Origin of the sequence: Vibrio sp. 10N.247.311.12, assembly GCF_041467515.1 — a bacterium.
Taxonomy (GTDB): Bacteria; Pseudomonadota; Gammaproteobacteria; order Enterobacterales; family Vibrionaceae; genus Vibrio; species Vibrio crassostreae_C.
In genome coordinates, this window is the sequence record NZ_JBFSUV010000006.1 from 41252 (window position 1) to 66192 (window position 24941).

The 24941-nt window shown below is 44.9% G+C and carries 20 protein-coding genes and 1 pseudogene; 13 read left to right on the top strand and 8 right to left on the bottom strand.

What is annotated here, in order from left to right:
- Positions 1–13: 13 nt before the first annotated feature.
- Complete coding sequence (locus AB6E30_RS04560) at positions 14–652, bottom strand: RpiB/LacA/LacB family sugar-phosphate isomerase (protein WP_372102760.1); 639 nt, start codon at positions 650–652, stop codon at positions 14–16.
- Positions 653–705: 53 nt separating this feature from the next.
- Positions 706–1467: a 2-dehydro-3-deoxy-D-gluconate 5-dehydrogenase KduD gene (kduD, locus tag AB6E30_RS04565; protein ID WP_017067926.1), complete on the bottom strand. Its 762-nt coding sequence runs from the start codon at positions 1465–1467 to the stop codon at positions 706–708.
- Positions 1468–1783: 316 nt separating this feature from the next.
- Here kduD and AB6E30_RS04570 point away from each other — a divergent pair, with 316 nt between their 5' ends.
- Positions 1784–3115: an MFS transporter gene (locus tag AB6E30_RS04570; protein WP_136981758.1), complete on the top strand. Its 1332-nt coding sequence runs from the start codon at positions 1784–1786 to the stop codon at positions 3113–3115.
- A gap of 143 nt (positions 3116–3258) precedes the next feature.
- Positions 3259–4140, top strand: a complete 882-nt coding sequence (locus AB6E30_RS04575; RefSeq protein ID WP_372102762.1) for a multidrug transporter — start codon at positions 3259–3261, stop codon at positions 4138–4140.
- Here AB6E30_RS04575 and AB6E30_RS04580 read toward each other — a convergent pair.
- Positions 4109–5317 carry a GGDEF domain-containing protein gene (locus AB6E30_RS04580; protein WP_372102764.1) on the bottom strand — a complete coding sequence of 403 codons (1209 nt, stop codon included), beginning with the start codon at positions 5315–5317 and terminating at the stop codon, positions 4109–4111. The genes AB6E30_RS04575 and AB6E30_RS04580 overlap by 32 nt on opposite strands.
- A 319-nt stretch (positions 5318–5636) precedes the next feature.
- On the opposite strand from AB6E30_RS04580, the gene AB6E30_RS04585 reads away from it, so the two are divergent.
- From AB6E30_RS04585 to AB6E30_RS04610, 6 genes are all read left to right on the top strand, one after another.
- The gene (locus tag AB6E30_RS04585) at positions 5637–6425 is read left to right on the top strand and encodes a phytanoyl-CoA dioxygenase family protein (protein WP_017059991.1); all 789 of its coding nucleotides are present in this window, start codon (positions 5637–5639) and stop codon (positions 6423–6425) included.
- 20 nt (positions 6426–6445) lie between these two features.
- Positions 6446–7435: a zinc-dependent alcohol dehydrogenase family protein gene (locus AB6E30_RS04590; RefSeq protein WP_017067922.1), complete on the top strand. Its 990-nt coding sequence runs from the start codon at positions 6446–6448 to the stop codon at positions 7433–7435.
- 301 nt (positions 7436–7736) lie between these two features.
- Positions 7737–9641, top strand: coding sequence for a bifunctional UDP-sugar hydrolase/5'-nucleotidase (locus AB6E30_RS04595; protein WP_102321296.1), 1905 nt, complete (start codon positions 7737–7739; stop codon positions 9639–9641).
- A 742-nt stretch (positions 9642–10383) separates the two neighbouring features.
- The gene (locus tag AB6E30_RS04600; protein WP_372102766.1) at positions 10384–11082 is read left to right on the top strand and encodes an ABC transporter ATP-binding protein; all 699 of its coding nucleotides are present in this window, start codon (positions 10384–10386) and stop codon (positions 11080–11082) included.
- Positions 11083–11090: 8 nt separating this feature from the next.
- Positions 11091–13625 carry an FtsX-like permease family protein gene (locus AB6E30_RS04605; RefSeq protein WP_372102768.1) on the top strand — a complete coding sequence of 845 codons (2535 nt, stop codon included), beginning with the start codon at positions 11091–11093 and terminating at the stop codon, positions 13623–13625.
- Positions 13626–13636: 11 nt separating this feature from the next.
- Positions 13637–14758 (top strand): lipocalin-like domain-containing protein, encoded by a 1122-nt coding sequence (locus tag AB6E30_RS04610; protein WP_372102769.1) that lies wholly within the window; start codon positions 13637–13639, stop codon positions 14756–14758.
- A 65-nt stretch (positions 14759–14823) separates the two neighbouring features.
- Here the strand turns inward: AB6E30_RS04610 and AB6E30_RS04615 are convergent, their stop codons facing one another.
- Positions 14824–15612 (bottom strand): helix-turn-helix domain-containing protein, encoded by a 789-nt coding sequence (locus AB6E30_RS04615; protein ID WP_029235520.1) that lies wholly within the window; start codon positions 15610–15612, stop codon positions 14824–14826.
- 98 nt (positions 15613–15710) lie between these two features.
- Here AB6E30_RS04615 and AB6E30_RS04620 point away from each other — a divergent pair, with 98 nt between their 5' ends.
- The 4 genes and pseudogenes from AB6E30_RS04620 (at position 15711) to AB6E30_RS04635 (ending at position 18327) form a co-directional block, all read left to right on the top strand.
- Entirely contained in the window at positions 15711–16604 is an 894-nt protein-coding gene (locus AB6E30_RS04620) for a DMT family transporter (protein WP_372102771.1), read from the top strand.
- Positions 16605–16652: 48 nt separating this feature from the next.
- A pseudogene (locus tag AB6E30_RS04625) lies at positions 16653–16907 on the top strand (peptide ABC transporter substrate-binding protein); the annotation flags it as partial.
- A 406-nt stretch (positions 16908–17313) separates the two neighbouring features.
- Positions 17314–17817, top strand: a complete 504-nt coding sequence (locus AB6E30_RS04630) for an acyl-CoA thioesterase (protein ID WP_017064263.1) — start codon at positions 17314–17316, stop codon at positions 17815–17817.
- 237 nt (positions 17818–18054) lie between these two features.
- Positions 18055–18327 (top strand): hypothetical protein, encoded by a 273-nt coding sequence (locus AB6E30_RS04635; RefSeq protein ID WP_019822928.1) that lies wholly within the window; start codon positions 18055–18057, stop codon positions 18325–18327.
- A gap of 561 nt (positions 18328–18888) precedes the next feature.
- Here the strand turns inward: AB6E30_RS04635 and malG are convergent.
- From malG to malE, 3 genes are all read right to left on the bottom strand, one after another.
- Positions 18889–19779 (bottom strand): maltose ABC transporter permease MalG, encoded by an 891-nt coding sequence (gene malG / locus AB6E30_RS04640; RefSeq protein WP_017060050.1) that lies wholly within the window; start codon positions 19777–19779, stop codon positions 18889–18891.
- An 11-nt stretch (positions 19780–19790) separates the two neighbouring features.
- Positions 19791–21362, bottom strand: a complete 1572-nt coding sequence (gene malF, locus AB6E30_RS04645; protein ID WP_017060049.1) for a maltose ABC transporter permease MalF — start codon at positions 21360–21362, stop codon at positions 19791–19793.
- A gap of 81 nt (positions 21363–21443) precedes the next feature.
- On the bottom strand, positions 21444–22628 hold the full coding sequence (gene malE, locus AB6E30_RS04650; RefSeq protein ID WP_102394061.1) for a maltose/maltodextrin ABC transporter substrate-binding protein MalE: 1185 nt from the start codon (positions 22626–22628) through the stop codon (positions 21444–21446).
- 664 nt (positions 22629–23292) lie between these two features.
- Here malE and malK point away from each other — a divergent pair.
- A complete protein-coding gene (gene malK / locus AB6E30_RS04655; RefSeq protein ID WP_081229370.1) occupies positions 23293–24405 on the top strand; it encodes a maltose/maltodextrin ABC transporter ATP-binding protein MalK in 1113 nt (370 codons plus the stop codon).
- A 239-nt stretch (positions 24406–24644) separates the two neighbouring features.
- Here the strand turns inward: malK and AB6E30_RS04660 are convergent, their stop codons facing one another.
- Positions 24645–24845, bottom strand: coding sequence for a hypothetical protein (locus AB6E30_RS04660; protein WP_010431457.1), 201 nt, complete (start codon positions 24843–24845; stop codon positions 24645–24647).
- Between the last annotated feature and the right edge of the window lie 96 nt (positions 24846–24941).

The window sequence follows — 24941 nt, forward strand, 5'->3', positions numbered from 1 at the left end:
CTAAACGCTCTAATTAATCTAAAAGTGAACGAACATAATCAGCGATTTCTTGGTTTTGGCAATGCTCAAAGAAGCATTGTTGGAAACGCTCGCTGCCAACCGCTGTTTTCACTAGATCTTGGGCGATAGCTCTCAGAGAATCAATAAAGTTATCTTTTACCACCGCCGCTTTCACTTCATTCAAAATTGCTGCATTACGTTGCTGTGGTTCTGCACGTTCTAGTGGATACCCATTACCACGCTCGCCTGTGAACGCTTTTTCAAAGATATAACGAATGTTGAGTTCACCTGCCCAGCCAAAGCCTTTAGCAAAAGCGAGAGCGAGAGCATTGCCGTTGTTGATTTGGTTAAACAAGAAAGCATCTGATGGCTCTAGGCAGTAACCACAAACCACACCCGGGTGCAGGTTCAGTGACATCAAAGCACCTTGCCCTGTTCCACATCCCGTCACAACAAAGTCCACAGCCTTTGAGTTGATCAGAATACTGGCCATGATACCTAAGTGGATATACGTTAAGTGGTGATCATTCTCGTCGGTCATACCTAAGTTGAAAACATCGTGACCAATGCCACCCGCCACTGACTCTAGCTCAGCTGCAACCATGGCATTTTTACCTGCCTGACTGTTTTCCATCATTAAAGCGATTTTCATTTATCTTCTCCTGCAAGATTGCTGCAAACTCAAAATTTAGAATAAAAAACCAACTAGCGTGCTAACCAACCACCGTCAACAGCAATGGTATAGCCATTAATGTAATCCGATGCTGATGAGGCTAAGAACACACAAGGACCTGCGATATCTTGCGGTTTACCCCAACGTTCAGCCGGAATACGCTCAAGAATCGCTTGATTACGCTCAGCATCTTCACGCAGAGCTTGAGTATTGTTCGTTTCCATATAACCGGGGGCTATCGCATTCACGTTGATATTATCGCGCGCCCATTCGTTCGCCATCGCACGTGTCACGCCCATCACAGCACTTTTTGAAGCCGTATAGGAAGGAACTCGAATGCCACCTTGGAATGAGAGCATCGATGCAATGTTAATGATCTTTCCGCCAGTACCTTGAGCCTTAAATTGCTTTGCAACAGCCTGAGACATAAAGAACACCGTCTTGGTGTTCACGTTCATTACGTCATCCCAATCTTGCTCTGAGAACTCAATAGCATCTTGGCGGCGAATAATTCCTGCATTGTTCACGAGAATGTCGACTTGGCCAAACTCAGCCAAAGTGCGCTCTATAACCCCTGGAATGCACGCTTGCTCGAGAAGATCAGCACTCACGTTTAGGAACGAATGACCTGCTGCACTCATTTTCTCAATAGTCTCTTCAGGCTCTGTTCGGTTAACACCGACAACCTTACAACCGGCTTCCGCTAGGCCTAATGCAATACCTTGCCCAAGCCCCGTGTTACAGCCCGTCACTATCGCTACTTTACCTTCCAGACTGAATGACTCTAAGATCATGCTCGCTTCCTCAATTACATTGGATTCATTGCGTATCGTTATTACCAATAATTAAATCATACAATAAGATGTAAATACGAGAGCGACGTTGTAGAAGTTCGATCTTGCACCAAAATCAGTCGAACAAGTGAAACGGCACCACAAACTAAATGAATAGGGGAAAGTGATTTGAAGACGAGAAACCTATAACCCACTATGAACAATGAGTTCGAAGATCACCCAAACCAGATATTGTAGGGATTTGACAACAATTCATGATTTAAAAGAGTAAAAGGGTTATACATAATAATGTGTTATCTAAATTACTGAAATTATCATGACGCTCAAAGAGATCCTTAAAATTCCCAATGTCCGCTACTTCTTAATGTTTAGAAGCAGCTACTTTGCGCGTTTTTACTACCCTATATTCACCCTACTTTATTTAGATTACGGGTTAACCCTGTCTCAATTCGCGATGCTCAATGTAGTTTGGGCGGCCACCATTGTGCTTGCTGAAGTACCGTCGGGTGCATTCGCCGATACCTTAGGCCGCAAGAAACTGGTGGTGCTGTCTTCGATTGTGATGTTTGTTGAGATCGCAATGATCGCCTTAGTGCCAACCGGAAACCCCGACTTGGTGTTCATAGTCTTTCTGATTAACCGGATTCTCAGTGGCTTAGCGATGGCACTGGCCAGCGGCGCCGACGAGGCATTGGCTTACGACACCTTAAAAGAACAAGGTAATGAAGAGTTGTGGCCGCGAGTGCTGCAAATCCAGCTTCGTGTCGCCTCAACGGTCGGTATCTTTGTCACGCTGATTGGTGCGGCGATGTACGACGTGAACTTTATGACGAACATCTTTCATTTCCTTGGACTAGCCGAACCAGAAAGCACTAAAGACCTGATGCGTATTCCTGTGTTCGCCACCCTATTTGTAGCGATGATCGCCATCTATGCCGCGATTAATATGCGCGAAGAGAAAAAGCTGATGCCAAGCGACCAAACCAAATTGGCAACCACCATCTCAAGTCTTAAATTGACGATCGATGCAGGTAAATGGGTATTCGCTACACCTTACGTGCTGTTCATCTTGCTCTACTACAGCCTATTCGAACACACCTCACGCATGTTCCTGACCATGAACAGCCAATACTATCTGGCGATTGATATTCCAATTATCTACTTTGGTTTTATTGGTGCGGGTATAAGTTTGCTTAAGATTATATTGGCAGGACAAAGCCGAAGATTAGCAGAGAGTATTGAGCCTAAAACCTTCATTGTGGTCATGGGTTTAGCAAGCATGGCGACTTATTACTGGATCAGTTTAGGTTGGTCGATTTACGGGGTCATTCCGGCGTTGGTGTTAATCTTTATCATCATGACGATGAACATTTTCATCAGCTACCACCTGAATAAAAAGACCGAATCGCACAACCGAGCCACCGTTCTTAGTTTCAAAGGTTTAATGTTTAACCTCGGATACGGGCTGATCGGGATCTTGTACGCTTACTACTATAAGTTGGTGTCTCAGGGCTTCACCGAACAAGAAATAGAACAGAACCTTGCCTTCTTGGCCTCACTGTCTTCGTTTTTCTATTACTTCACCTTACTGTTCATTTCGATCAGCGCGCTGTTCTATTTCAAAAACAAGAAACAGCCGATCTTCTGAAGAAAGCATCGAACTGTTGAAGATATCTCTACTGCCGAATAGAGAATCAAGGTGAGCCTGTGGCTATAAACAGATAATGACACTTCTTATCAAGTGATTTTTTGTTAGTATCACCACCAAATTACATAACACATGGACGCGTCATGTCTTTTAGTTGGATAGCCTTTACTCTCCTTGCCGCCTTTAGCCAATCTTGGCGCAATGCCTTTCAAAGTAAATTAAGTGGCACCATGAGCGTGGCTGGCGTAACGTTAGCGCGATTTATTTGGGCTAGCCCTATCGCCCTTATTTACCTCTGCGCCCTCTATCAATGGCAGCCCGTATCCGCACCGGATTTTTCGGGTGAGTTTGTTTTCTACATTATTGCAGCAGCCATTATGCAGATCCTCGCGACCGGCTTAATGGTGATGTTATTTAAGCTAGAAAACTATGCGATAGGCGCAGGATTAGCCAAGTGTGAAGCTCCCGTTTCTGCAGTGCTCTCCGTGTTGTTTTTTGGCACCGCATTAACAATGACAGGTTGGGTTGGCGTACTTATTGGTACTTTAGGCGTGTTAATCATGAGTAGTGCTTCTGGTTGGCGAAGCTTGTCCCCGAGAGTGTTCTTATTAGGTATGGCTTGTAGCACCGCCTTTGCTTTAACGTCTCTTTGGGTACGGGAAGCAAGTTTGAGCATAGGGTTGCCCTTCCCTCATAGCGCTGCTTGGGTGCTGTTCCTCGTCATTTCCCTTCAGACATGCATTATCTGCACGTATCTTTTCTTCAAGGAACGCGACACGCTGCGCCTGATATTCAAGAAGTCGAAACTGGTCGTCATGACAAGCCTAGCGAGTGTGATTGGTTCTCTGGGTTGGTTTAGCGCAATGTCACTTCAAGCCGTTCCGTACGTAAAGACGCTTGGGCAAGTCGAAGTGATCTTCATGGTGTTGATATCCTACTTCTGGTTAGGACAAAGCATCGCACGCAAAGACATTCTTGCACTCATCTTACTCTCTATTGCAGCGGTATTGGTGATGTGGCAGTGACGATCTCGTTAATATGACTAGGACAAATTGAAGTCATATTGCGACCGTTTGTTTTCGCTTGATATAACGCTTTGTCGGCTCGACTAATAAACCCATCCCAATTCTCATGTGGGTGAAGCTGAGCGACACCGAAACTCGACGTCAGAAACATCTCATTCCCTTGCACGGCTGAGATCTCTGAAATAGATAATCGCAGCTTACAAGCAATAGCCTGTGCTTGTAGGAAATTAACATTGGGCAATAAAATCATTATCTCGTCTCCGCCAAAACGAAACGCACTGGCTGTTGGCGATGTTTTGATTGCACTTTGAACCATTTCAGCAAAAGACTTGATCACGAGGTCACCTACAATGTGTCCGTGTTGGTCATTGATCGACTTAAAATTATCAATATCCATCATAATGGCACTAACAGGTGCAGTTTCCGCCTGCTTCATGATAACTGGAACCATCTCATCTAATGCTCTGCGGTTTCCCAGTACCGTTAGAGGATCGCTGTAGGACAGCTCGTGAATAGAACTAAGCAACCTTGCGTTAATCAGCCAAAGCATTGTAAAGCTCATCGACACAATAAGAACGATGCTCACTAAAAAGGCAAGTTGATGAATGAGAGTGGCCGCCATGAAATCCTGGAGCTCAGCGGAAAATAGTGTCACCACAACTCGAAAAACCATAAACCCGCCATATATCGTAAATGACAAGGCCATCATCCGAATACCTAGAGTCAAGTCATCACGCCGGCCCTTTAATACCGCAAAGGCAGTGCAAAGAGTCACAAAAGCCAGATATAAACTAATGAGGATAATTCGAGCCTTTATGGAAGGCTCATAGAACGTGAAGTAAATAAAACATGGCAAAAGAGCCAACATCATTAGACTACTGAGGTAGGTGCATTTGAGAGAGTATTCTCGAAACAGACATAAGCTATACAAGGCGAGATGAAAACCAAGCGCAATGACCATATTGGCACCAATAACGGTGACCCAATCAGGGAACTCCCCTCTTAGGCTCAACATCAACGGCCCAGTTCCGATAACAAATATTGAAATGGAAAAGATTGAAAGCCCTTTAATGGACTGTTGAGTGAATTGAAATAACAACAAGCCAATACAGTAAATGAAAGAGAACAAAATAATAATAAAATTAAGTGTTCTCATATCCAGCGAAAAACCATCCATGATTTTCTATCTTCCATACGCAACCAAATTTCAACATGGTCAATAATCATGCAAACCACAAAAACATTCACCATGTGAATCTTTTTATTTTATAAAAAAAGGGGGTAGATCACATATGCGGAGATTTTTATCGCATGAGTCCATGATATGGATAGGCATGTAACACTCGCCCCCATAGAGTTTTATCGCATCACTGAATCTACAGGCTTCTGCACTCGTTACTTGGTTGAATGACGACTGTCTGGCATTATGCGCCCAAGAAATCTCTAGGGCTGTTGACCTTAGTTATTATACAGCAAAGAATGAACGAAGGTAGTCAGTGGTAGAAAACAGCCAACAATTAAGTGACCGTTACGACGAACATGGTTACTTTGTTATCAGAAATTATTTCAATGAAGCTCAAATTGCATCGCTTAGAAAAGTCGTGCTGAAATTTCATGAATCATGGAAAGCAGACAACGAAGAATTCTATAAAGAAGAAGCATTTAACTCGTCTTTAATTACGGGAAGCGAGTATTTGCCTGCCGACGATAGAAGCGTGCTTTTCGACTTCATAAGCTCGAAACAAGTGATGGATGTGGTTGATGCGGTGATTCCGAACAAGCCGGCATTCATGAATACACAGCTGTTCTTCAACCCAGTAAACCCGCAGCAAAAAGACTTCTGGCATCGTGACTGTCAATACGACTACGACATTGATGACCAGATGAAAGTCATCATGGAAACCCAAGTATTGCATCTGCGAGTGCCCCTTTTTGATGAGCCCGGCATGGAACTTATCCCCGGCACGCACAAACGTTGGGATAACGAAGAAGAGTACAATGTTCGCCAAGAAGAAAACGGCAAAGTGAGCAGCGATGACATCTCTGGTGGTAAGCAGATACCGTTAGCCGCAGGTGACTTATTGGTGTTTTCAGCGGATATGATCCACCGAGGCCGATATGGCTTGGATCGTTTGGCTTTGGATATTTTGATCTTCGATTCGGCGGCAGACTATGTCGACTACGTTGATGACGACTGTTTACCGACGCCAGCTATGTTAAGCAATATTAGCGACCCAAGGTTGTTTATGAACACGCTACACTTAAAATCAATGCAGTACTCATAATCCATAAAGGTGCCCAAACTATGACTGACACTAAGCAAAATACCCGAATTAGCCAGTTCCGTTTCGGTCAGCCAAAAGAATCTCTCAAGTTAGAACATGTCGCTTTAGGGGTACTAGACAAAGATAAAGTTCGCGTACAAATTGAAGCGACTAACATCAACCCTAGTGATCTGTTGTCGATTTATGGTGTGGGCCAATACAAACATAGCCATCAGCCGCCGAGAGTACCGGGATTTGAAGCGGTAGGAAGGATTGTAGAATCCAGCAGTGCTAAGTTTATAGTGAATCAACGAGTGCTTGTGGCAACCAGTGGAACATGGCAGAACTATGTCGATGTATCACCAGATGATCTGTTCCAAATTCCTCAACATTTAGACAATGGCTACGCCTGTCAGTTGTACATTAATGCGCTAACCGCATGGGTGCTAACGACAGAAATAGCCAAGCTGACCCAAGAGGATGTGTTGATCATCAACGCGGGCAGTTCAGCCATCGGTAAGATCTTCTCCCAGTTATCAGCATCACTCGGCTTCAACATCATTGTCGTTACATCACAGCAGACACAATACCCTGCCACTTCCTGTTGGGTGATAGATGCGAACGCTGATCTAGTTTCTCAAATTAAGGCATTAGGCTTGCCTATGCCAACCGTTGCCTTTGATGCGATTGGCGGCTCACCCGGAACCGATCTTGTTCACACCCTTGGCAACAACGGGCGCTTTATCAACTATGGGACGCTGTCGTTGGATTTTTACGAGCCACGCTTCTTTGAGTACGCGAAAAACCAACACATCGATTTCAGCACCTTCTTCTTGCGTTATTGGGAGGAAGCAGAAGGTAAAGATGTTCGCCGTGATAAGTTCACGACCATGCTAGATCACTTCATCACAAACGACATTCAGCTCGACGTTGACCGCTATCTACCATTCGATGAAGTGCAAACCGCGATTGATCTCATTGAATCGAAAACCACACGCCTAGAGGGCAAGATCATCTTACTGCCACAGTAAGTGAGAGTTGGACGATATATACCTTGTTTATTTCAACAGGCAAGACGTTCAACAGCTTACAAGCGTGCTTGTTAATACACCATCGCTTAGGAAGTTTGATTAAAGAAATCGAAGATTGAAAAGATAGCGAAGAGTTGTGGTGCATTTCTCCATAACTTAAGTGGTTACGAGATGGTCATGAATCACATTTATTTGAAACATCAATTAGTTATATCATTAGAAATATGATACTGATCACCCATAAGATAACCTCGATTCTATATGGTAGCGTCATACTTAAAACCACGATGTGAACATACTTATGAAAAGACACATACTATCAAGCGCCATCCTACTCTCTCTAGCCTTTCCCACCTTTGCAGCTGATGGCGATATACACGATGTCACGATACTGGGTACTTCAGATATCCACGGTCATTTTATGGCATGGGATTACGCGGCAGATAAACTCAACACTCGTGGTAGCTTGAGCCAAATCGCGACCAAAGTTGGTGAGATCCGCAAAGAGCAATCTAACATTATCCTTGTCGACGCTGGCGATACCATCCAAGGCAACTTCGTAGAAACCTTCAAAGACGAGCCCGTTGATCCAATGATGCTTGGCTTTAATCACATGAAATACGATGTGTGGGTTTTAGGTAACCACGAATTCGACTTTGGCCTCAAAACCCTCAACAGGGCCGTTACCCAATTTAAAGGGCAGTCTCTCGGTGGCAACATCAAGAACAAAAACGGAAACCCATTCCTGCCTGGTTACACCATCCTAGAACGCGGTAGCATTAAGATCGGCGTGATCGGAATGGATACCCCAATGACGGAGGTCTTTGCGCAAGGTACCAACCGTTTAGAAGGCGTCACTTTCACTAATCCAACCTTGGAAGTGAAGAAAATCGTCAAAGAGATTGATGATAAAGTGGATGCCATCATATTGGTTGCCCATATGGGAATTGAGAACGAGAATGACATTGCCGACACCGGTGTCACCGACATTGCCAATGCAAACCCAGAGCTTGATGCCATCGTCGCTGGCCACATGCACACTCGCATCGATAAAGCCGTTGTAAATGGCGTTATTATTACTGAACCCGACAGATATGGCCGCGCCCTATCTCGTATCGATCTTCAATTTGAAGAGCGCGATGGCACATTCACTCTCGTCAACAAAGACAGCTTCACCTATAAAATTAAAGGTATCGACTCTGATGAGAATATGGACGAGTTATACCAGCCTTACCACAAACAACTCCGAGAAATGGCGAACAGACCTGTCGCTCAACTTACCGGCGTTGATTTAGTCCCAGAAAACGAAATCCGCGGTATCCCTCAAGTCCATGTTCAAGACACAGGCATCAGTGCGCTATTCCAAGAAGCGAGCTTCTTCTATGCACCCAAAGCCAATGTCATTGCACTTCAAATAGACAACGACAATGCAGAGCTCGATGTTGGCCCAATCAAAGCCAAAGACATCGCGTACAACTACCAATACGCAGGTGGCGAAATCACTGTCTATCAGATGACAGGCAAAGAGTTAAGAACCTACATGGAATGGTCTGCAGGCTACTTCAACTCAGTACAACCTGGCGATGTGACCTACAGCTTTAACCCTGAACGTAGAGCTTCAAAATATTCGACCAATGACTTCTTCGCGGGCGTGACTTATACCATCGACCTCACTCAACCTGCAGGTACCCGCATCACCAACCTCGCGTTTGCTGATGGCACACCGGTTACTGATCAAACAGAGATCCGTATTGGTATGAATAGCTATCGAATGGGTCATCTAACCAAGAAAGGCGGCGTGCTAGAAGGTGAATCATTCCCTGTACTCTTTGATACGGAAGCAGAGTATGGAGAAGAAGCAGGCACGATTCGTAACATGACTATCAAGTATCTTAAAGAAGAAAAGAACGGCCAGTATGAGGGTAAGCCTCAACAACGATGGGCACTTTCTGGTTTAGAGAGTCGTTACAATGAACAGCGTGAGATCGTAAAATCATTGATTAATGATAAAACCATATCAATCCCAACCAGTGACGATGGCCGCTACACAAACATCGCTTCTATCAACGTAAAAGAACTGATGTTCAAATCTGACGAAGCCAAACAAGCAGCCATAACCACACGCGAAAAGAAACTGGCGCAGGCGACTGAGCAAGAGAGTAAGCAAATCAAACGCGAAATCACTCTGATTGAAGCGCTCAATTAACCCCTGACCTCAACCAATAACGACTTAACAACGCTTGGAGCGTGGTTAGGTCGTTGATTACGGAAAGTTGAGTACGATCCATATTAAGTGACGTTGAAAAATAGAAGTAAAAGCAGACTCTTTGACACACTCATTACTATTGTAAGCAAGTACTTTGCAACTTGAAGGCTACACCGCCTCCCCCCCTTTTAGTAAAACCTAATAAATCAGATAGTTATCCACAGGTAGCCCCATTTCTTTATCTTGCCTTCCACCACATGCATGTTGATAATACGAAGAATCTCTCACATAAGGCGAGAGCTTCTTTATAGGTAATAATATGAATAACCCTGAATTGGTTTTCGCTATCGCTGCTTTGTTAGGTGCCTTAGCAAAATTAATCCTCGCAATAAAGTCCAAGTAACTAGATTTTCTTGGGCCTTACTAACCCTGATTGGCTTCAACCAATCGGGGGCGTTTTCTTTTAAAACGAATTGGAATTGGGACAATTTTTAACATAGATATTTATTATCTATAAACAGCCCCAAAAGCCTCCTAGGTGACTCTAAGCTCCCACTTACACCTGTATTCCATCTCACACTGATCTATTCCCCTCTTTTTGCAGTACAAGTTATTAATAATTCGATATAAATCGCTCTATTGTTTGAAATTGTTGTCTACAGTTTTATAGAGCTTGTCGCTTCAATAATTGCCACAAGTAACGACACCTTTTGATGGTAAGTTTTGGTTATAAGGAAAGGAAATGGAAAGCCCAATTGTCACACTTACACATGCCAGCAAAAGCTTTGTTGATGGCAACGATACCCATCACGTGCTGGAAAATGTCGACTTCGCTTTGGCGACAAGCGCAAGCGTGGCTTTAACAGGGGCGAGTGGCAGTGGAAAGAGTACTTTACTCAACCTAATCGCGGGCTTTGAACCTCTAACTGGTGGCGAGTTGTGGCTCGATAACGAGAACACATCAGATTGGAGAGATCCACAGTGGAGCCGATTCCGCCATCAAAAACTAGGCGTGATCTTTCAACAGTTCAACTTACTAACCCCACTCAACGTAAAACAAAACATCGCCTTCCCGCTCCATTTGAATCAACAAAAATGGAGCGACTGGTGCGATTATTTAGTTGATGCATTGGGTATCAACGAGTTACTCGAAAGACACGTATCCGCCCTCTCTGGCGGTCAGCAACAACGAGTCGCAATAGCGCGCGCGCTAGCCCATAAACCCAAACTATTGCTTGCCGACGAACCCACAGGCAACCTCGACCACAAAGCAGGCATTGAGGTAATGAAGCTGCTGAGTGAAATCACTACACAAGGCAACACTGCCGTGCTTTTGGTTACGCACAGCCCAGAATGCGCCAGCTTTATGCAGACAAAATTGGTGTTAGACGATGGTTGTTTAAGGAACGTAGATCTAACCCCAAGAGCAGCAACGTTGTGAGTCATTCAATGAAGCAAACTGGCTTTGCTCAGAACCAGCTCACCCATACCAAACTGACTCTGAATCTATTCGCGGCGCACTATCGTCAATCACCATTGCAAGCCGCAGCGATTCTGATCGGCATTGTGTTAGCGGTCACCTTGTTTGTCGCAGTGCAAGCCATCAACCTCAATGCCAAGCGCAGTTATGCAGAATCGACCGAGCAACTTAGCGCTCAAGCGCAGAACCTTATCATTCCACCAGCAGGGCAAAACTATTTGCCGGAATCGCTCTACTTCAGCTTAAGACAAAGTGGATTAAGCGCAGCGCTACCTGTTATTGAAGGGCGAGTAAGAGACGAGCAAGGTCGACGTTGGTCAGTTCAAGGCAGTGAGTTGATCGCCGCCCTCACTTCAAGATCTCGTCACGCTCGCATCGACGAACAAAGCAACACTCAAACCAAAGAACCAAACATTTCCCTGTTCGACAATGCCTTACCTTTGCCGCAACTCTTAGCGGGTGAACCCATTGTGATGATGAGCCAGTCGCAACACCAGAACTTGGGAGGAGTAGACACACTCACTTTGGATGAAGTGCTCACTCAAGTGGTAGTGCTACCAGATGAATGGCAGCTAGGTAGCCGAATGTTGATGGATATTGGGTTCGCTCAGCAACTGCTTAACAAACAAGGGCAACTGAGCTACATCGCTATTTTTGACACTAAGAGCGACACTAACAGCAATGCTCAGGATAAATGGCAAAGCCTTATTGGCGAGCAAGGGCAATGGATATCCAACAACCAAAGCACGGATCTCGGTTCAATTACCGATAGCTTTCACCTTAACCTCACCGCCATGAGTCTGTTGGCGTTTTTGGTTGGCCTGTTCATCGCTTACAACGGTGTGAAGTACAGTTTGCTGAAACGTAATCGGCTGTTGGTACAAATTCAACAAGCTGGGATTGCGCCAAGCATCGTATTTTCAGCTCTGTTAGTCGAGCTGACTGTTTTAGTCACACAGGGCGCGTCGCTTGGTTTCATTCTCGGCATTCAACTCAGCCATTGGCTACATCCCACCGTCGCAATAACGCTTGAGCAACTTTATGGTGCAACACTGCTTCCCGGCACATGGCAGTGGCAATGGTTAGTGCAGGCACTGCTACTCACGCTAGCCGCAACGCTTGTCGCGTGTTGGCAACACTTTAAACAGCGAGTGCGACAACCCCTCTCTTCCCATGGCGGTTTCTATCAAGCGCCGGAAACGTCTAACGAAAATCAGCTGTTTGTTATCGGGTCAGTATTAACCATTGTCGCGTTAGCAGGGTTATGGCTGAGCGAACATCATCGCTTCACCATGGCATGGCTCGGTGTGTTAGTGGTGTCGATTCCTTTGTATTTGCCCAAAACACTCAGCGTGCTAGCGAACTGGAGCGAAAAACGTACCCAATCGGGGTTAATACAATATCTGTTCGCTGAGCTGCGTGAACTTATCTCCCCTCTCTCACTTGCCATGATGGCGTTGCTTCTCGCCGTCACCGCTAACATGGGAATGAATACCTTAGTCGGCAGCTTTGAATCCACGTTAAAGCAATGGCTTGAACAGCGCTTACATGCCGATATTTACGTTAGCCCTGCCCAAGGTGAAATCGCGAATGTGGAACGTGCGTTAGAGCAGTTTGAAAATGTTGAAACCGTTTATAAGCAATATTATGTCGACGATAACTTGCAGGGTTTACCGACTTTGCTCGGCACTAAAGACAAAGACACACTTGAGCAAACCATGGTGTTCCAATCCCACCTTGATGATTTCTGGACGCGCTTTTACCAAGGCGAATTCGTGGCAATCAGCGAACCTACGGCAGTGAAGCTCGGCTTGTCCCTTGGAAGCCGACTCAAGCTCGACGCGATCCAAGACAAAACACTCATCGTCGGGGCGATTTTCCACGATTACGGCTCACCGAATGGCGAAGTGTTACTTTCACCTAATTTATGGCTCGAAAACGGATTTACTGATTTACCCACCAGCTTGGGAATCAAAGTTTCTGGCGACCCACAAGTGGTGTACGAACAGCTACGCCAACAACTCAATCTGCACCTAGGTCAGCTTTACGATCAAGCACAGATCAAATCGATCGCGTTGGATATATTCTCACAAACCTTTGCTATCACTCGGGCGCTTAATGGCGTCACTTTAATGGTGGCGGTGATAGGGTTGTTCTGCGCCTGTTTCATGTTGCTCGATGCACGCAAAGCCGCTATTGCAAGGTTGTACGCGCTCGGTGTTAGTCAGAAAAAATTGATGGCGATGGTGGTCGGGCAAATCGTTGTTCTGGTCGCCTTCACTCTGGTTATCGCCTTACCACTCGGCGCTATGGTCGGTTATGTGTTGACGGACATCGTTACCCTGCGCGCCTTTGGTTGGAGCTTAAATTACGTATGGAATTGGAGTGACGCACTCAGCATCGCAGCCATCACCATTTTAGTCGCTGTGTTTGCGACCTTGATTCCGCTGTGGCGTTTGGTCAGTAAACCCGTGGTATCCAGTTTACAGAGTGAGGTGTTGTGATGAATCGATCAATGAGAATTTTCGTTCTCACACTTGGCATCTTGCTCCTTTTAGGGTGCGATGAATCCACTCAACCATCAGCTCAAAATATGGGCTCAATACTTGGCACTGGAAAACAAACCGACGATGAAACACAAAAAGAGACTGATCAATTCACACCGGTAGTTAAAGGTATCGACATCGCCTTCCCTGCCGACCATCAAGCACATCCAGATTTTCGTCATGAATGGTGGTATTTAACCGCAAACTTAATTGATGAAGAAGACAATGTGTTAGGTGTGCAATGGACACAGTTCCGCTTTGCGGCTGCACCACAGGAACGTAGCAATAGCACCAAGGAAACTACGTGGCAAAGTCAGCAGATTTACATGGCGCACAGCGCTGTCACCACTAAAAATAGACACTATGCCGATGAAAAATGGTCACGTGACCAAGCTGAACTGGCGGGTGTAAGCGATTCGCCGTTTCGTGTTTACCTCGATGATTGGCAATGGACGTCGACGACCGATGACCTGTTCCCAGCTACATTGGTCGCTAACTCGGGTCAATTTGGATATTCGCTTAAGTTAACCAACAACGCGCCATATCAAAAGCAAGGCGAACAAGGCTACAGCACTAAAAGTAGCGATGGCAAAGTGGCTTCCTATTACTACAGCCAACCATTCATCAATGTATCGGGCGAGGTAACTATTGATGGCGTCACCCATCAAGTTTCCGGCAAAGGTTGGATAGACAGAGAATGGAGCTCGCAGTTTTTACTCGACTCGCAACAAGGTTGGGATTGGTTTGCGCTAAGGCTGAGTGATGAAACCAGCTTGGTGGTATTTCAACTTCGAAACTCAACTACAGGCAAAGCCAGCTATTCTCATGCGAGGTTGATGAATCAAGATGGCTCCGGCATCGCGATTAAGCAGCAAGACATCAGCTTAACCGCCATCAAGCAAACTAAAATCGACGGGCGTGACTACCCAACAGAGTGGCAAGTTTCGATTCCAAGCCAGCAAATAGAACTGACCGTCTCGGCACTCAATCCAAATGCCAAAATGCCGCTGTCGGTTCCTTATTGGGAAGGGCCAATTGAAATCAAAGGTTCTCATTCTGGGTCTGGCTATATGGAGTTGACTGGGTATTAGATTGTGTATTAATACAGGTGGAATCTAACAACAAATACATCCGTTCTTTTGGCAACAAGACCGAGCTACAACAAACGGTTCTTATACTGCTCTGGCGTTTGGTTCGCGTAACGTTTGAACATGGTGATAAATGGGCTTGCTTGGTTATAACCCAATGTAAGAGCGACCTCTTTAACCGATTGGCCGTTTCTCAACAAGTCCATTGAGTATAGGTAGCGCACTCGCAGTCGCCACTCGGTAAAGCTCATTCCAAGCTCGGTCTGGCAGTGGCGAGAAAGGGTTCTTTCCGTGGTGTGGACACGTTCAGCCCAATCTTTCAGCGTCACTTCATCGGTTGGGTTCTCTTCAACAGAAGCCAATATAGGCGCTAGATACTTATTATCGGTTGAAGGCAAGAAGTGGTGTTCAACCTCACGCTGCGCAAGTTGGTCAAGCAGTACCTGAACGAGCCTTTGGTCTTGCTCGGTTTCCGCAACATTGATCCCACGATCGCGAAAATCATCGATAATAGAAGACACAATCGGCGTGATCTTTATAAGGCTGGTTTTATCTGGCAGGTGTTGCGTGAGTTCTGGGGCGATATTTAGTGAACAGTAGTCCAAAGGCTTACGGTTATAACTGCAATGCATCACCCCGGCCGGTACCCAAATCGCTAGATGTGGTGGCGCTAGAAATCGAGTGCTTTCCGCTTCCATCTCTAATATACCACCACTGATCAATTGAACCTGTCCCCATGAGTGGCTATGAACTCGGGTTTCAGTGTTCGAAAGAAACGCTTCAAAATTCATAAATACGTTGGATGGTGCCTTATCAATTAATAAGGATGGATGAAGGTTTCTGGAGTGTTTTTTCAAACTTGTCTTCCTATCGCGCTTAATGTCTTTATAAAGATACTTGTAAGTATAACGACCTGTCAAACTAGCCGCATCAACTCATTCGCCACGGAATTCACATGCATTACCTATTACCATTTTTTACAGTCTGTATCTGGGGCGCCAATGCAATCGTCAACAAGCTTGCTGCAAACACCATAGAACCTAGCGCGATGAGTTTTTACCGCTGGTTTTTTGCGATGTTAATTCTCACGCCTTTCTGTATTCGCCCAGTGATGAAGCAGTGGGCTGTCATTAAGCCAAACTTATCTAAATTAGCGTTCCTCGGCTTTTTGGGCATGGTGTTGAACCAATCTCTAGGTTACTACGCAGGCTTAACCACAACCGCTTCCAACATGGCATTGATCACGTCTTTAGTCCCGTTGATCAGTGTATTTCTAAGCGTTCCTTTGTTGCACAAGTCCATTTCTAGTTTAAGTATTGTTGGCGGTGTGTTGTCACTGTCAGGCTTAGCTCTGATGTTAGGCAAAGGCGACCCTTTGTTCTTCATGCATCAAGAATTGACTCAAGGCGATGGCTATATGCTGATTGCGGCCTTTGTTTATGCTTCTTACTGTGTGCTATTGAAACGCTGGAAAATGCCCATCAGTAGCTGGGTGGTGATTTACATTCAGGGTCTGTTTGCTGTCGCGATGCTTACGCCACTTTGGCTTACCAGCGAACAACTGTTACCACCGCAACAAGCGATCCCATTGATAGCTTACGCCGCGGTTGCCGCTTCGATTTTAGCGCCTTGGATGTGGGTGAAAGCAATTGACACCATTGGTGCTGACTCAAGTGCGATGTTCATGAATTTGCTTCCGGTTGTTGCGATCGTATTAGCCGCGACATGGCTTGGTGAAGAGATTAACCAGTTCCACATCATTGGTGGTGTGATGGTGATTTCAGGTGTCATCCTTGCTCAAATCAGAAGAAAGCCAAGGCTTGAGGCTCCTCTCCCTCAACAAAGCTAAACGCATTACCCAACGCTCACATTAGGGTAAAAATTCAAACTCACGTTTCACACAGCAAATGAGAGTGGCTACTGTAATCCATACTATAATGAGCCCTTACAGCAAGCGAGTAAAACGGAAGATTAGTCTAAACGCTTTACTTTATATCAGCACGGTGAGTCGTTAATCAACTATTCTTCAGCAGTTATACCTTTATATCATTACAATCACACACGATTAGTGCGAAATACACTAAAAGGCTTCCCAAACAATAATCCGAAAGGAAATATCTACGCGAAGGATCTATACTTTTTAAAACAGTAAAAGTGAGCTGATAAGAAAACAATAATCACTACCACTTTAGTGGTATCTGAGATACAGCCACTTTAACTAAACCAAATCAACAGCGGTTGGTTGGCTAACACAAAAAAGTACCGACATGAGTACCACACGGCTTAGAAACACCTAGCATTACGCTAGGTGTTTTTTTTGCAATCGACCTATCTAGTGACTTAATCAGTATTTCTATTCTCTTGCTTGATATCACTTCATCCATGTTTGCCATTCGCCTGATACGCCTTTAAGCACCAATATTCATCAACTGATCATCTGTTTGAAAAAAATAGTCTTAACCATGAGATTATCCGCTTTAACTTATGTCATCTTAAGTATATTGTTACTAGCAAGTAACAAGCATGTTACGCAGCAAAATAATAATGAAGGAAGATAGATGAGCAGTAGCAATAGCCGACAAAATGGTAAACGAGACGTTACTCTGCGTTTTTTAGCTGAACCCGGGGATGTGAACTTTGGTGGTAAAGTTCATGGTGGTGCAGCAATGAAGTGGATCGATTTAGCAGCCTACGCTTGTTCCGCAGGTTGGAGCGGTAAATACTGTATAACAGCCTATGCAGGCGGAATTCGATTCGTTGCCCCAATTCATGTAGGCAACCTTGTGGAAGTAAGTGCAAAGGTCATTTACACAGGTTCATCTTCAATGCATATCGCTATCGACGTGCAAGCAAGCGACCCTAAAGAGCTCAATAACCGCCTAACAACTCACTGTATCGTTATTATGGTCGCTGTCGATGAGAATGGTAATCCGACTAAAGTGCCAGAGTGGATACCAGAGACGCCAGAAGACATCGAATTACGAGATTCGGCTATTCGCCTAATGAACATGCGAAAACAGATTGGTGAAGAGATGGAAGCTCACGTGAAGTACCTTAAGTAAGGTCCACCAGCTGCCCTCCCCCTACAAAACCTTATTACAATGCCAAGCGCCTGCTTGGCATTGATCTATTTGATACCTTCGTGCTCTACACAGCCAAATCCGCTGCACACCCAATACAGACGATAAGAGCGTGATACCCAGCCAAAGGTTGAAATGAATCGGCACTTGTTCACTGATTTATTTTGACTGTAATAAAGTCGTCATTTTGCTCTGATTAAATACCGCCAATCATAATAGATGCATTTGAATTTCTTGGAGCCACTCTTGAGCGTCATACGCCCCACTCTTAGCGAGTCTACACTGAACAATTTAAAGGCTGTTGAGTACCAATGGGTTAGAACTTTGTACGTCGAAGGCTACGACAGCAATGAAATCAACCACTATATCCAAACGTGTTTCGGTGGAGATCCGACATTTGCCGATCTATTTCGTCGCGTGGCACTCGATCAAGAAAGTATCTATGTGTTGTTGCAACACTTAGGTTGTGCTCCTTCTAGTAAAGAGTTCTAACTTCTAAGTCCAACCAAAAACCAGAAGCATAAATAAACCCACCTCCATAATCCTCATGAATGTCACTTGAATATTTTGTAACTACCTCTCGCTTACCCATACATTTTCAGTGCAATTTCAGGTTTTGTTGCATACAAATCATTGAAGTATCACGCATTGGAATATTCACAACATATCAATAGTACAACAGCCACTTATACTGAGTGTCTGATTTGTGAGACTAGTTCATTTCTACAAGTAACCAAAATGAAGTGGTCGGTATTTAGGAGAGAAGTAACTCGAAACTTTGGGTTTTAAAGTAGATATGAGCGCGATAGTTAACGAGTAACGCTGACACAAAAAACAAAAAGTAGCAGGCATAAAAAAACCCAAGTAAATACCTGGGTTAGAGTTACAAAAACCACTAATCATTAATAGCGTAAGGAACCTGATTAGTAGCCAGCTATGCGTAACCTGAGGGTTATTTTTATTACTGATCGGCGGCCAAACCAAATGATGTAATAAAAATGCCAATATAGAGCGACCTAACGGTCGCTCTTTTTCTTTCTTATAGAGTACAGCTTATCCTTTTACACCACCTGCCGTCAAACCACCAACTAACCAACGTTGAGCAAGTAAGAACACGATAGTAATCGGAAGTGCTGATAGTACAGCCGCTGCCGCAAAGTCACCCCATAGGTAGTTCTGAGGGTATAGGTACTGCTGCATACCTACTGCTAGCGTGTAAGAGTTCACATCTGTAAGTAGGATAGACGCTACTGGCACCTCACCCACTGTCGCGATGAAAGATAAGATAAACACAACCGCTAGGATTGGCACAGACAGCGGTAGTAGAACCAGTCTGAATGCTTGCCAAGGCGTTGCACCATCAAGGGCTGCTGCCTCTTCCAGAGAGTTATCAATCGTCTCAAAGTAACCCTTAATCGTCCATACGTGCAGTGCAATACCACCTAGGTAAGAGAAGATTAGACCACCGTGTGTGTTCAAGCCTAAGAACGGAATGTATTGACCAAGTTTGTCAAACAGCGCGTAGATTGCTACTAGAGCCAATACTGCTGGGAACATTTGGAAAATCATCATCGCTTTCAGGATTGTGTTCTTACCTTTAAAGCGCATACGAGCAAACGCGTAAGCCGATGTCGTAGACAGTGTCACAATCAGAATCGATGTGATACCTGCAACCTTCACTGAGTTCCATAACCAAGTTAGCACAGGGAACGGAGGTGACGTTACCGAGCCATCTGCGTTCGTTACTGACATACCCAATGCTAACTTCCAGTGTTCCAATGATGGGTTATCTGGAATCAAACTACCGGTTGCGAAGTTACCTTCACGGAACGAGATCGCGATGATCATCAGTAGTGGGAAGATAATCATTGCCAAGAAGCACCACAACACTGCATGCGTTGCCCACACTCGGTATTTAAGGCCTTTACCTTGTACCATAGCCATTGTCGTGCTCCTTAATCTTGAGACAGTTTAGTGAAACGAAGGTTTAGTAACGCTAGTGCACCAACCAATAGGAAGATAAGCGTTGCGATAGCACTTGCTAGACCGAAGTCTTGACCGCCGCCGCCTTCGAATGCAATTCGGTACGTGTAGCTTACAAGCAAGTCTGTGTAACCCGCTGGCTCAGAAGTACCAATCATGTTCGGGCCACCGTTCGTCAATAGTTGAATCATTACGAAGTTGTTGAAGTTAAAGGCAAACGCTGCAATCAATAGCGGTGTAAGCGGTTTAATCATCAATGGGAACGTAATGCGCTTGAAGTTATCAAGGAAGTTCGCACCATCGATTGCTGACGCTTCGTATAAATCATCAGGAATCGCTTTAAGCAGACCCATACATAGAATCATCATGTAAGGGAAACCTAGCCATGTGTTAACCATCAACACCATGGTTTTCGCTAAGATAGGGTCTGAGAACCAGTTCGGGCTTAAGCCGAAGATATTCTCGAGCACCATGTTGATCTCACCAAAGCTTTGGTTGAATAGACCCTTAAAGATAAGAATCGAGATAAACGCGGGTACGGCGTAAGGCAGAATCAGTAGAACACGATAAATAGAACGACCTTTCAACTCTTCCCATTGCACGATGTTAGCCAATACAAGGCCGATAACTAGCGTGAACGCTACGGTACATACCGAGAAGATAACCGTCCAAATAAAGATGCTGATAAACGGTTCTTTAATGCCGTCATCTTTCCATACACGCTCAAAGTTATGCGTACCAATGCTAACCACGAAACCTGGAGAGATGGTATTACCCGTAAACTCACCATTTGCATCAACAGGCTGGTAGAAACCCACATCCATATTTGGCTTGAGAACTTCACCCGTTTCATTGTTGATTAACGTTTCTTCATCGTCTTGTAGCGTGTAAAGCGGAGCAACAGAAGCAAACTTACGTAAGCCACTCATGCGGATGTCACCACCGTCAGGTAGATTGAAATCAACACCACTGATTGCTGCTCGGTTTTGAATGATCGCTTTGATCTTCTCTTTTTCACCTTGCGCAGACTCAATAACAGATAGGTCCATCTCTGTTTCTGTCATATTGTCTAGAGAAAATACGTCAGTCGCTAACAGTTGATCGCCATCTTTTACAACGATCTGGTGACCGTCATCTGTCTTGTACAAAGTAAATGGGTAGCTCTCACCGCTTTGGAAAGAACGGTCTAAAAGAACGGTTTGAGTGCGCTCTAGAGAAAGTTGGTTTTTCGCGCTGTAGTTAGTAAACGCAAGCCCTACGGTGTATGCCAATGGGAAAAGAATGAACAAGATCATTCCGGCAATACCTGGGTAAATATAACGGTGGGCGTAAGTTTTTTTACTACCAAAAATGTAAAGTGCCAAAGCCGTTAAGATCACTGTAAGCAGCGCAAAAGCGAGCTCACCGCGAGAATACATTAGAATTGTAGCGTAGCCGTTTATTAAGCCAACGCTACCAAGCAACCCCCATTTAATGAAGACGCTTTTACTGCCTGGAAGGCTTGATGGTGCTGGGATAGCATCTGTACCTTGAACTGACTGCATAGAGGAACCTGCTAGCGATATAGATAAAAAATAGAAAAGTAAGGAGAGGTTACCCTCTCCTTAAAAGGTAGTGCCTGGGTGTTACTTAACCATACGACCTTCAGCAGCTTTTAGTGCTTGGTCTACTGATTGACGGCCGTCAACTACGTTGCCGATCGCTTCTTCCATGCTGTACCAGAATGTTGTGAACTGAGGGATGTTAGGCATGATTTCACCGTTCATCGCGTTGTCCATTGTTGCTGCAATACGAGTATCGCTGTCTAGTTGACGTTGGAAAGAGTTAAGAGCAACAGCGCCTAGTGGCTTGTCGTCGTTCAGGCTCTTCATACCTTCATCTGTTAGTAGGTAGTTTTCCATGAACTCAACAGCTAGGTCGCGGTTTGGAGACGCAGTGCTGATACCACCTGCCCATACACCAACGAAAGGTTTAGACGCTTTACCGTTGAACTTAGGTAGTGTTGTTACGCCGTAATCTACGCCAGCTTTCTTGATGTTTTCCCAACCCCAAGGGCCGTTGATTGTCATTGCAACGTTACCCGCAACAAATTCAGACTCAGCAACTGAGTAATCCATGTCTGCAGAGATAACCTTGTCTTGTACCATCTTCTCGATGAAACCTAGAGACTTCTGAACACCATCAGTCGCTACGCCCGCATCTTTAATATCGTAACCTTCTGCAGTCTGTTTGAATGCGTAACCGCCGTCAGCTGCAAGTAAAGGCCATGTGAAGTAAGCGCCGCCACGTAGAGGCCACATGATTGCTTTCTTGCCGTCTTTCTGAAGTTCAGCGTTAAGTGCTGGGATTTCTTCCCAAGACTTAGGTGGGTTAGGAACAAGTGCTTTGTTGTAAATTAGGGAAACTGACTCAACAGCAACAGGGTATGCGATTGTTTTACCCTCGTATGAAACAGCGTCCCATGCGAAGTCTACGATACCTTCTTTAGTCTCTTTAGAAGGTTTGATATCAACAAGAAGTCCCGCTTCTGCATAGCCGCCAAAACGGTCATGTGCGTAGAAGATCATGTCTGGGCCATCGCCAGCTGCTGCTACTTGAGGGAATTTTTCTTCTAGCTTGTCAGGGAAAGCGACGGTTACTTTAACACCAGTATCTTCTTCGAAGCGTTTACCTACTTCAGCCATGCCTTCATAAGCTTTGTCACCACCTACCCAGATTGTTAGTTGTCCTTCTTCGATAGCAGCATTTGCACCAAAAGAACCCAGAGCAACTATTGTACCTAGAGCTACAGCGCTTAGAGCGTTTTTCATGTGAATATCCTTTTTATATTTATACGTAGGGCACATCTACCAAGATGAGCCAGTTTTCGGAGGTTATGATCTGAGAAAACAGACCCTAGCTCATCATCCTAGCCACTACGCCCTAGCTATTATGGCTTAAATTCGTGATCGCCATCCGGTCAGATTAGAGACTGCAATCACAAAACGTATACTCATCGTGATCAACATCACCGTTACGTGGTGGATTTATTTGAACTGGATCGCCAATTATTAATAACCCCGTATATCTACTCCTCCCCTCCTACTCCCCCTAGTTAATTTCCCATTGGGAGGATGTACCCTTACGCCATTTCACCGAAACTGCATTCATCCAAGAGTGGATAGTAAGAACCCTTTACCGGCAAGTGTTATGCGTTGACGCATTATTCATTTAGTTGGCTTCACTGCCCGCTGGTGTCTTATATTAGCATCGAGCTAAATCTGTGATTGAATCACGGGGGAGGTTTAGCTGGATGTGGGGGAAATGGGCATCAGTTTGGCTATGACGGGTGGGCTTGGTTAAAGAAGCCAAGTCTCACCCACTTTTTTCTTACTCATTCAATACTTACCAATTCCTACAGTTACTGCTGACCCAAAAATTTCTTATAATGATAAGCAGTAAAACTTAAAATTTGATCGATCGAGGACAAGCTAGATGGCGAGTGTCACGTTAAAAAACGTTTATAAATCATATGGTGATGTACAGATTTCTAAGGACGTAACCTTAGACATCAACGAAGGTGAATTCGTAGTATTCGTTGGACCATCAGGTTGTGGTAAATCGACGCTATTACGTTGTATCGCAGGTCTAGAAGACATTACGTCTGGTGATTTGTACATTGGCGACCAACGCATGAATGACGTTGAACCGTCAAAGCGTGGCGTAGGTATGGTATTCCAGTCTTACGCGCTTTACCCTCACCTTAACCTATACGACAACATGTCTTTCGGTCTTAAGCTAGCAAACGCAAATAAAGCTGAGATCGACAAGCGTGTTGAACATGCTGCAGAAATTCTTCAGCTTGGTCACCTTCTTGAGCGTCAACCTAAAGCGCTTTCTGGTGGTCAACGTCAACGTGTTGCTATTGGTCGTACTCTGGTTTCTCAACCAAACGTATTCCTACTTGATGAGCCTCTATCAAACCTAGATGCAGCACTACGTGTTCAAATGCGTTCACAAATCACCAAGCTACAGCGTCAACTGGGTTGTACCATGATCTACGTTACCCACGACCAAGTGGAAGCGATGACAATGGCGGATAAGATCGTTGTTCTTGATGGTGGTTATGTATCTCAAGTCGGTAAGCCGCTTGACCTTTACCACTACCCTCAAAACCGTTTCGTTGCTGGCTTTATTGGTTCACCGAAGATGAACTTCATGTCGGTACACATTGAACAAGCGGAAGCAGAACGCGTACAAGTTCAACTTTCTAACGGTATGACTTTCTGGATCCCAGTTGATGGTACGACTGTCAATGCTGGTGACCGTATGTCTCTGGGTATTCGTCCTGAACACTTGATGTCTGCTGAATCAGGTGACGCGACGATTGAAGCTGACGTGATGATGGTAGAGAAACTAGGTAACGAAACTCAGGTTTACCTAAACCTTGAAAGTGCCGACGCTGATGTTATCTATCGCCAGCCAGACACGTTGAAAATCGAATCAGGTGACAAGTTGGCGATTGGTATTCCAGCGCACCGTTGTCACCTGTTCCACAGCGATGGCCGCGCATGTCGTCGTTTGTACAAAGAATACGGCACAGACTAATCGCTTAGCCTTTTAGGATATAACTGCCCATATCGAATCCCTCTTACTCAGTAAGGGGGATTTTTTTATGTGCTGGAGACGGTATCACTTACATTGAATAGTTCATGAGTCAGCTACTCGGTCTTTCGTTAGCGGCAATAAAAAAGGCCTAGCAATCGCTAGACCTTTATCTGTTAGTTAGGCTATCAGCTCAACCGCTAATATCACTTCTTTCAGACATGAAACCTGTCTAAATCAACTTAGTGAATTGGCGTATCATTCTGTTTGTTGAACTGGCCAAAATGCTTCTCTAACACTTCAGGTGTCAGTTTGCCTTCCGCTTCTAGTCGCTTGAACTCAGCAACAATTGCTTTTTGCTCTTCAAGTGATGGCAGTTTCACCTCAGGCTCATCGCCCATCTCTTGAGTCATCTGCTCTAGTTCTTTTTCAAAATCGCTCATGATACTTACCTAAATATTAAACCTAACGAGATTTTACTCATTTACGCCCTATGATGCTAGGGCGATTGAGTGCAAAGCCCGAAACCAGATCAAGCG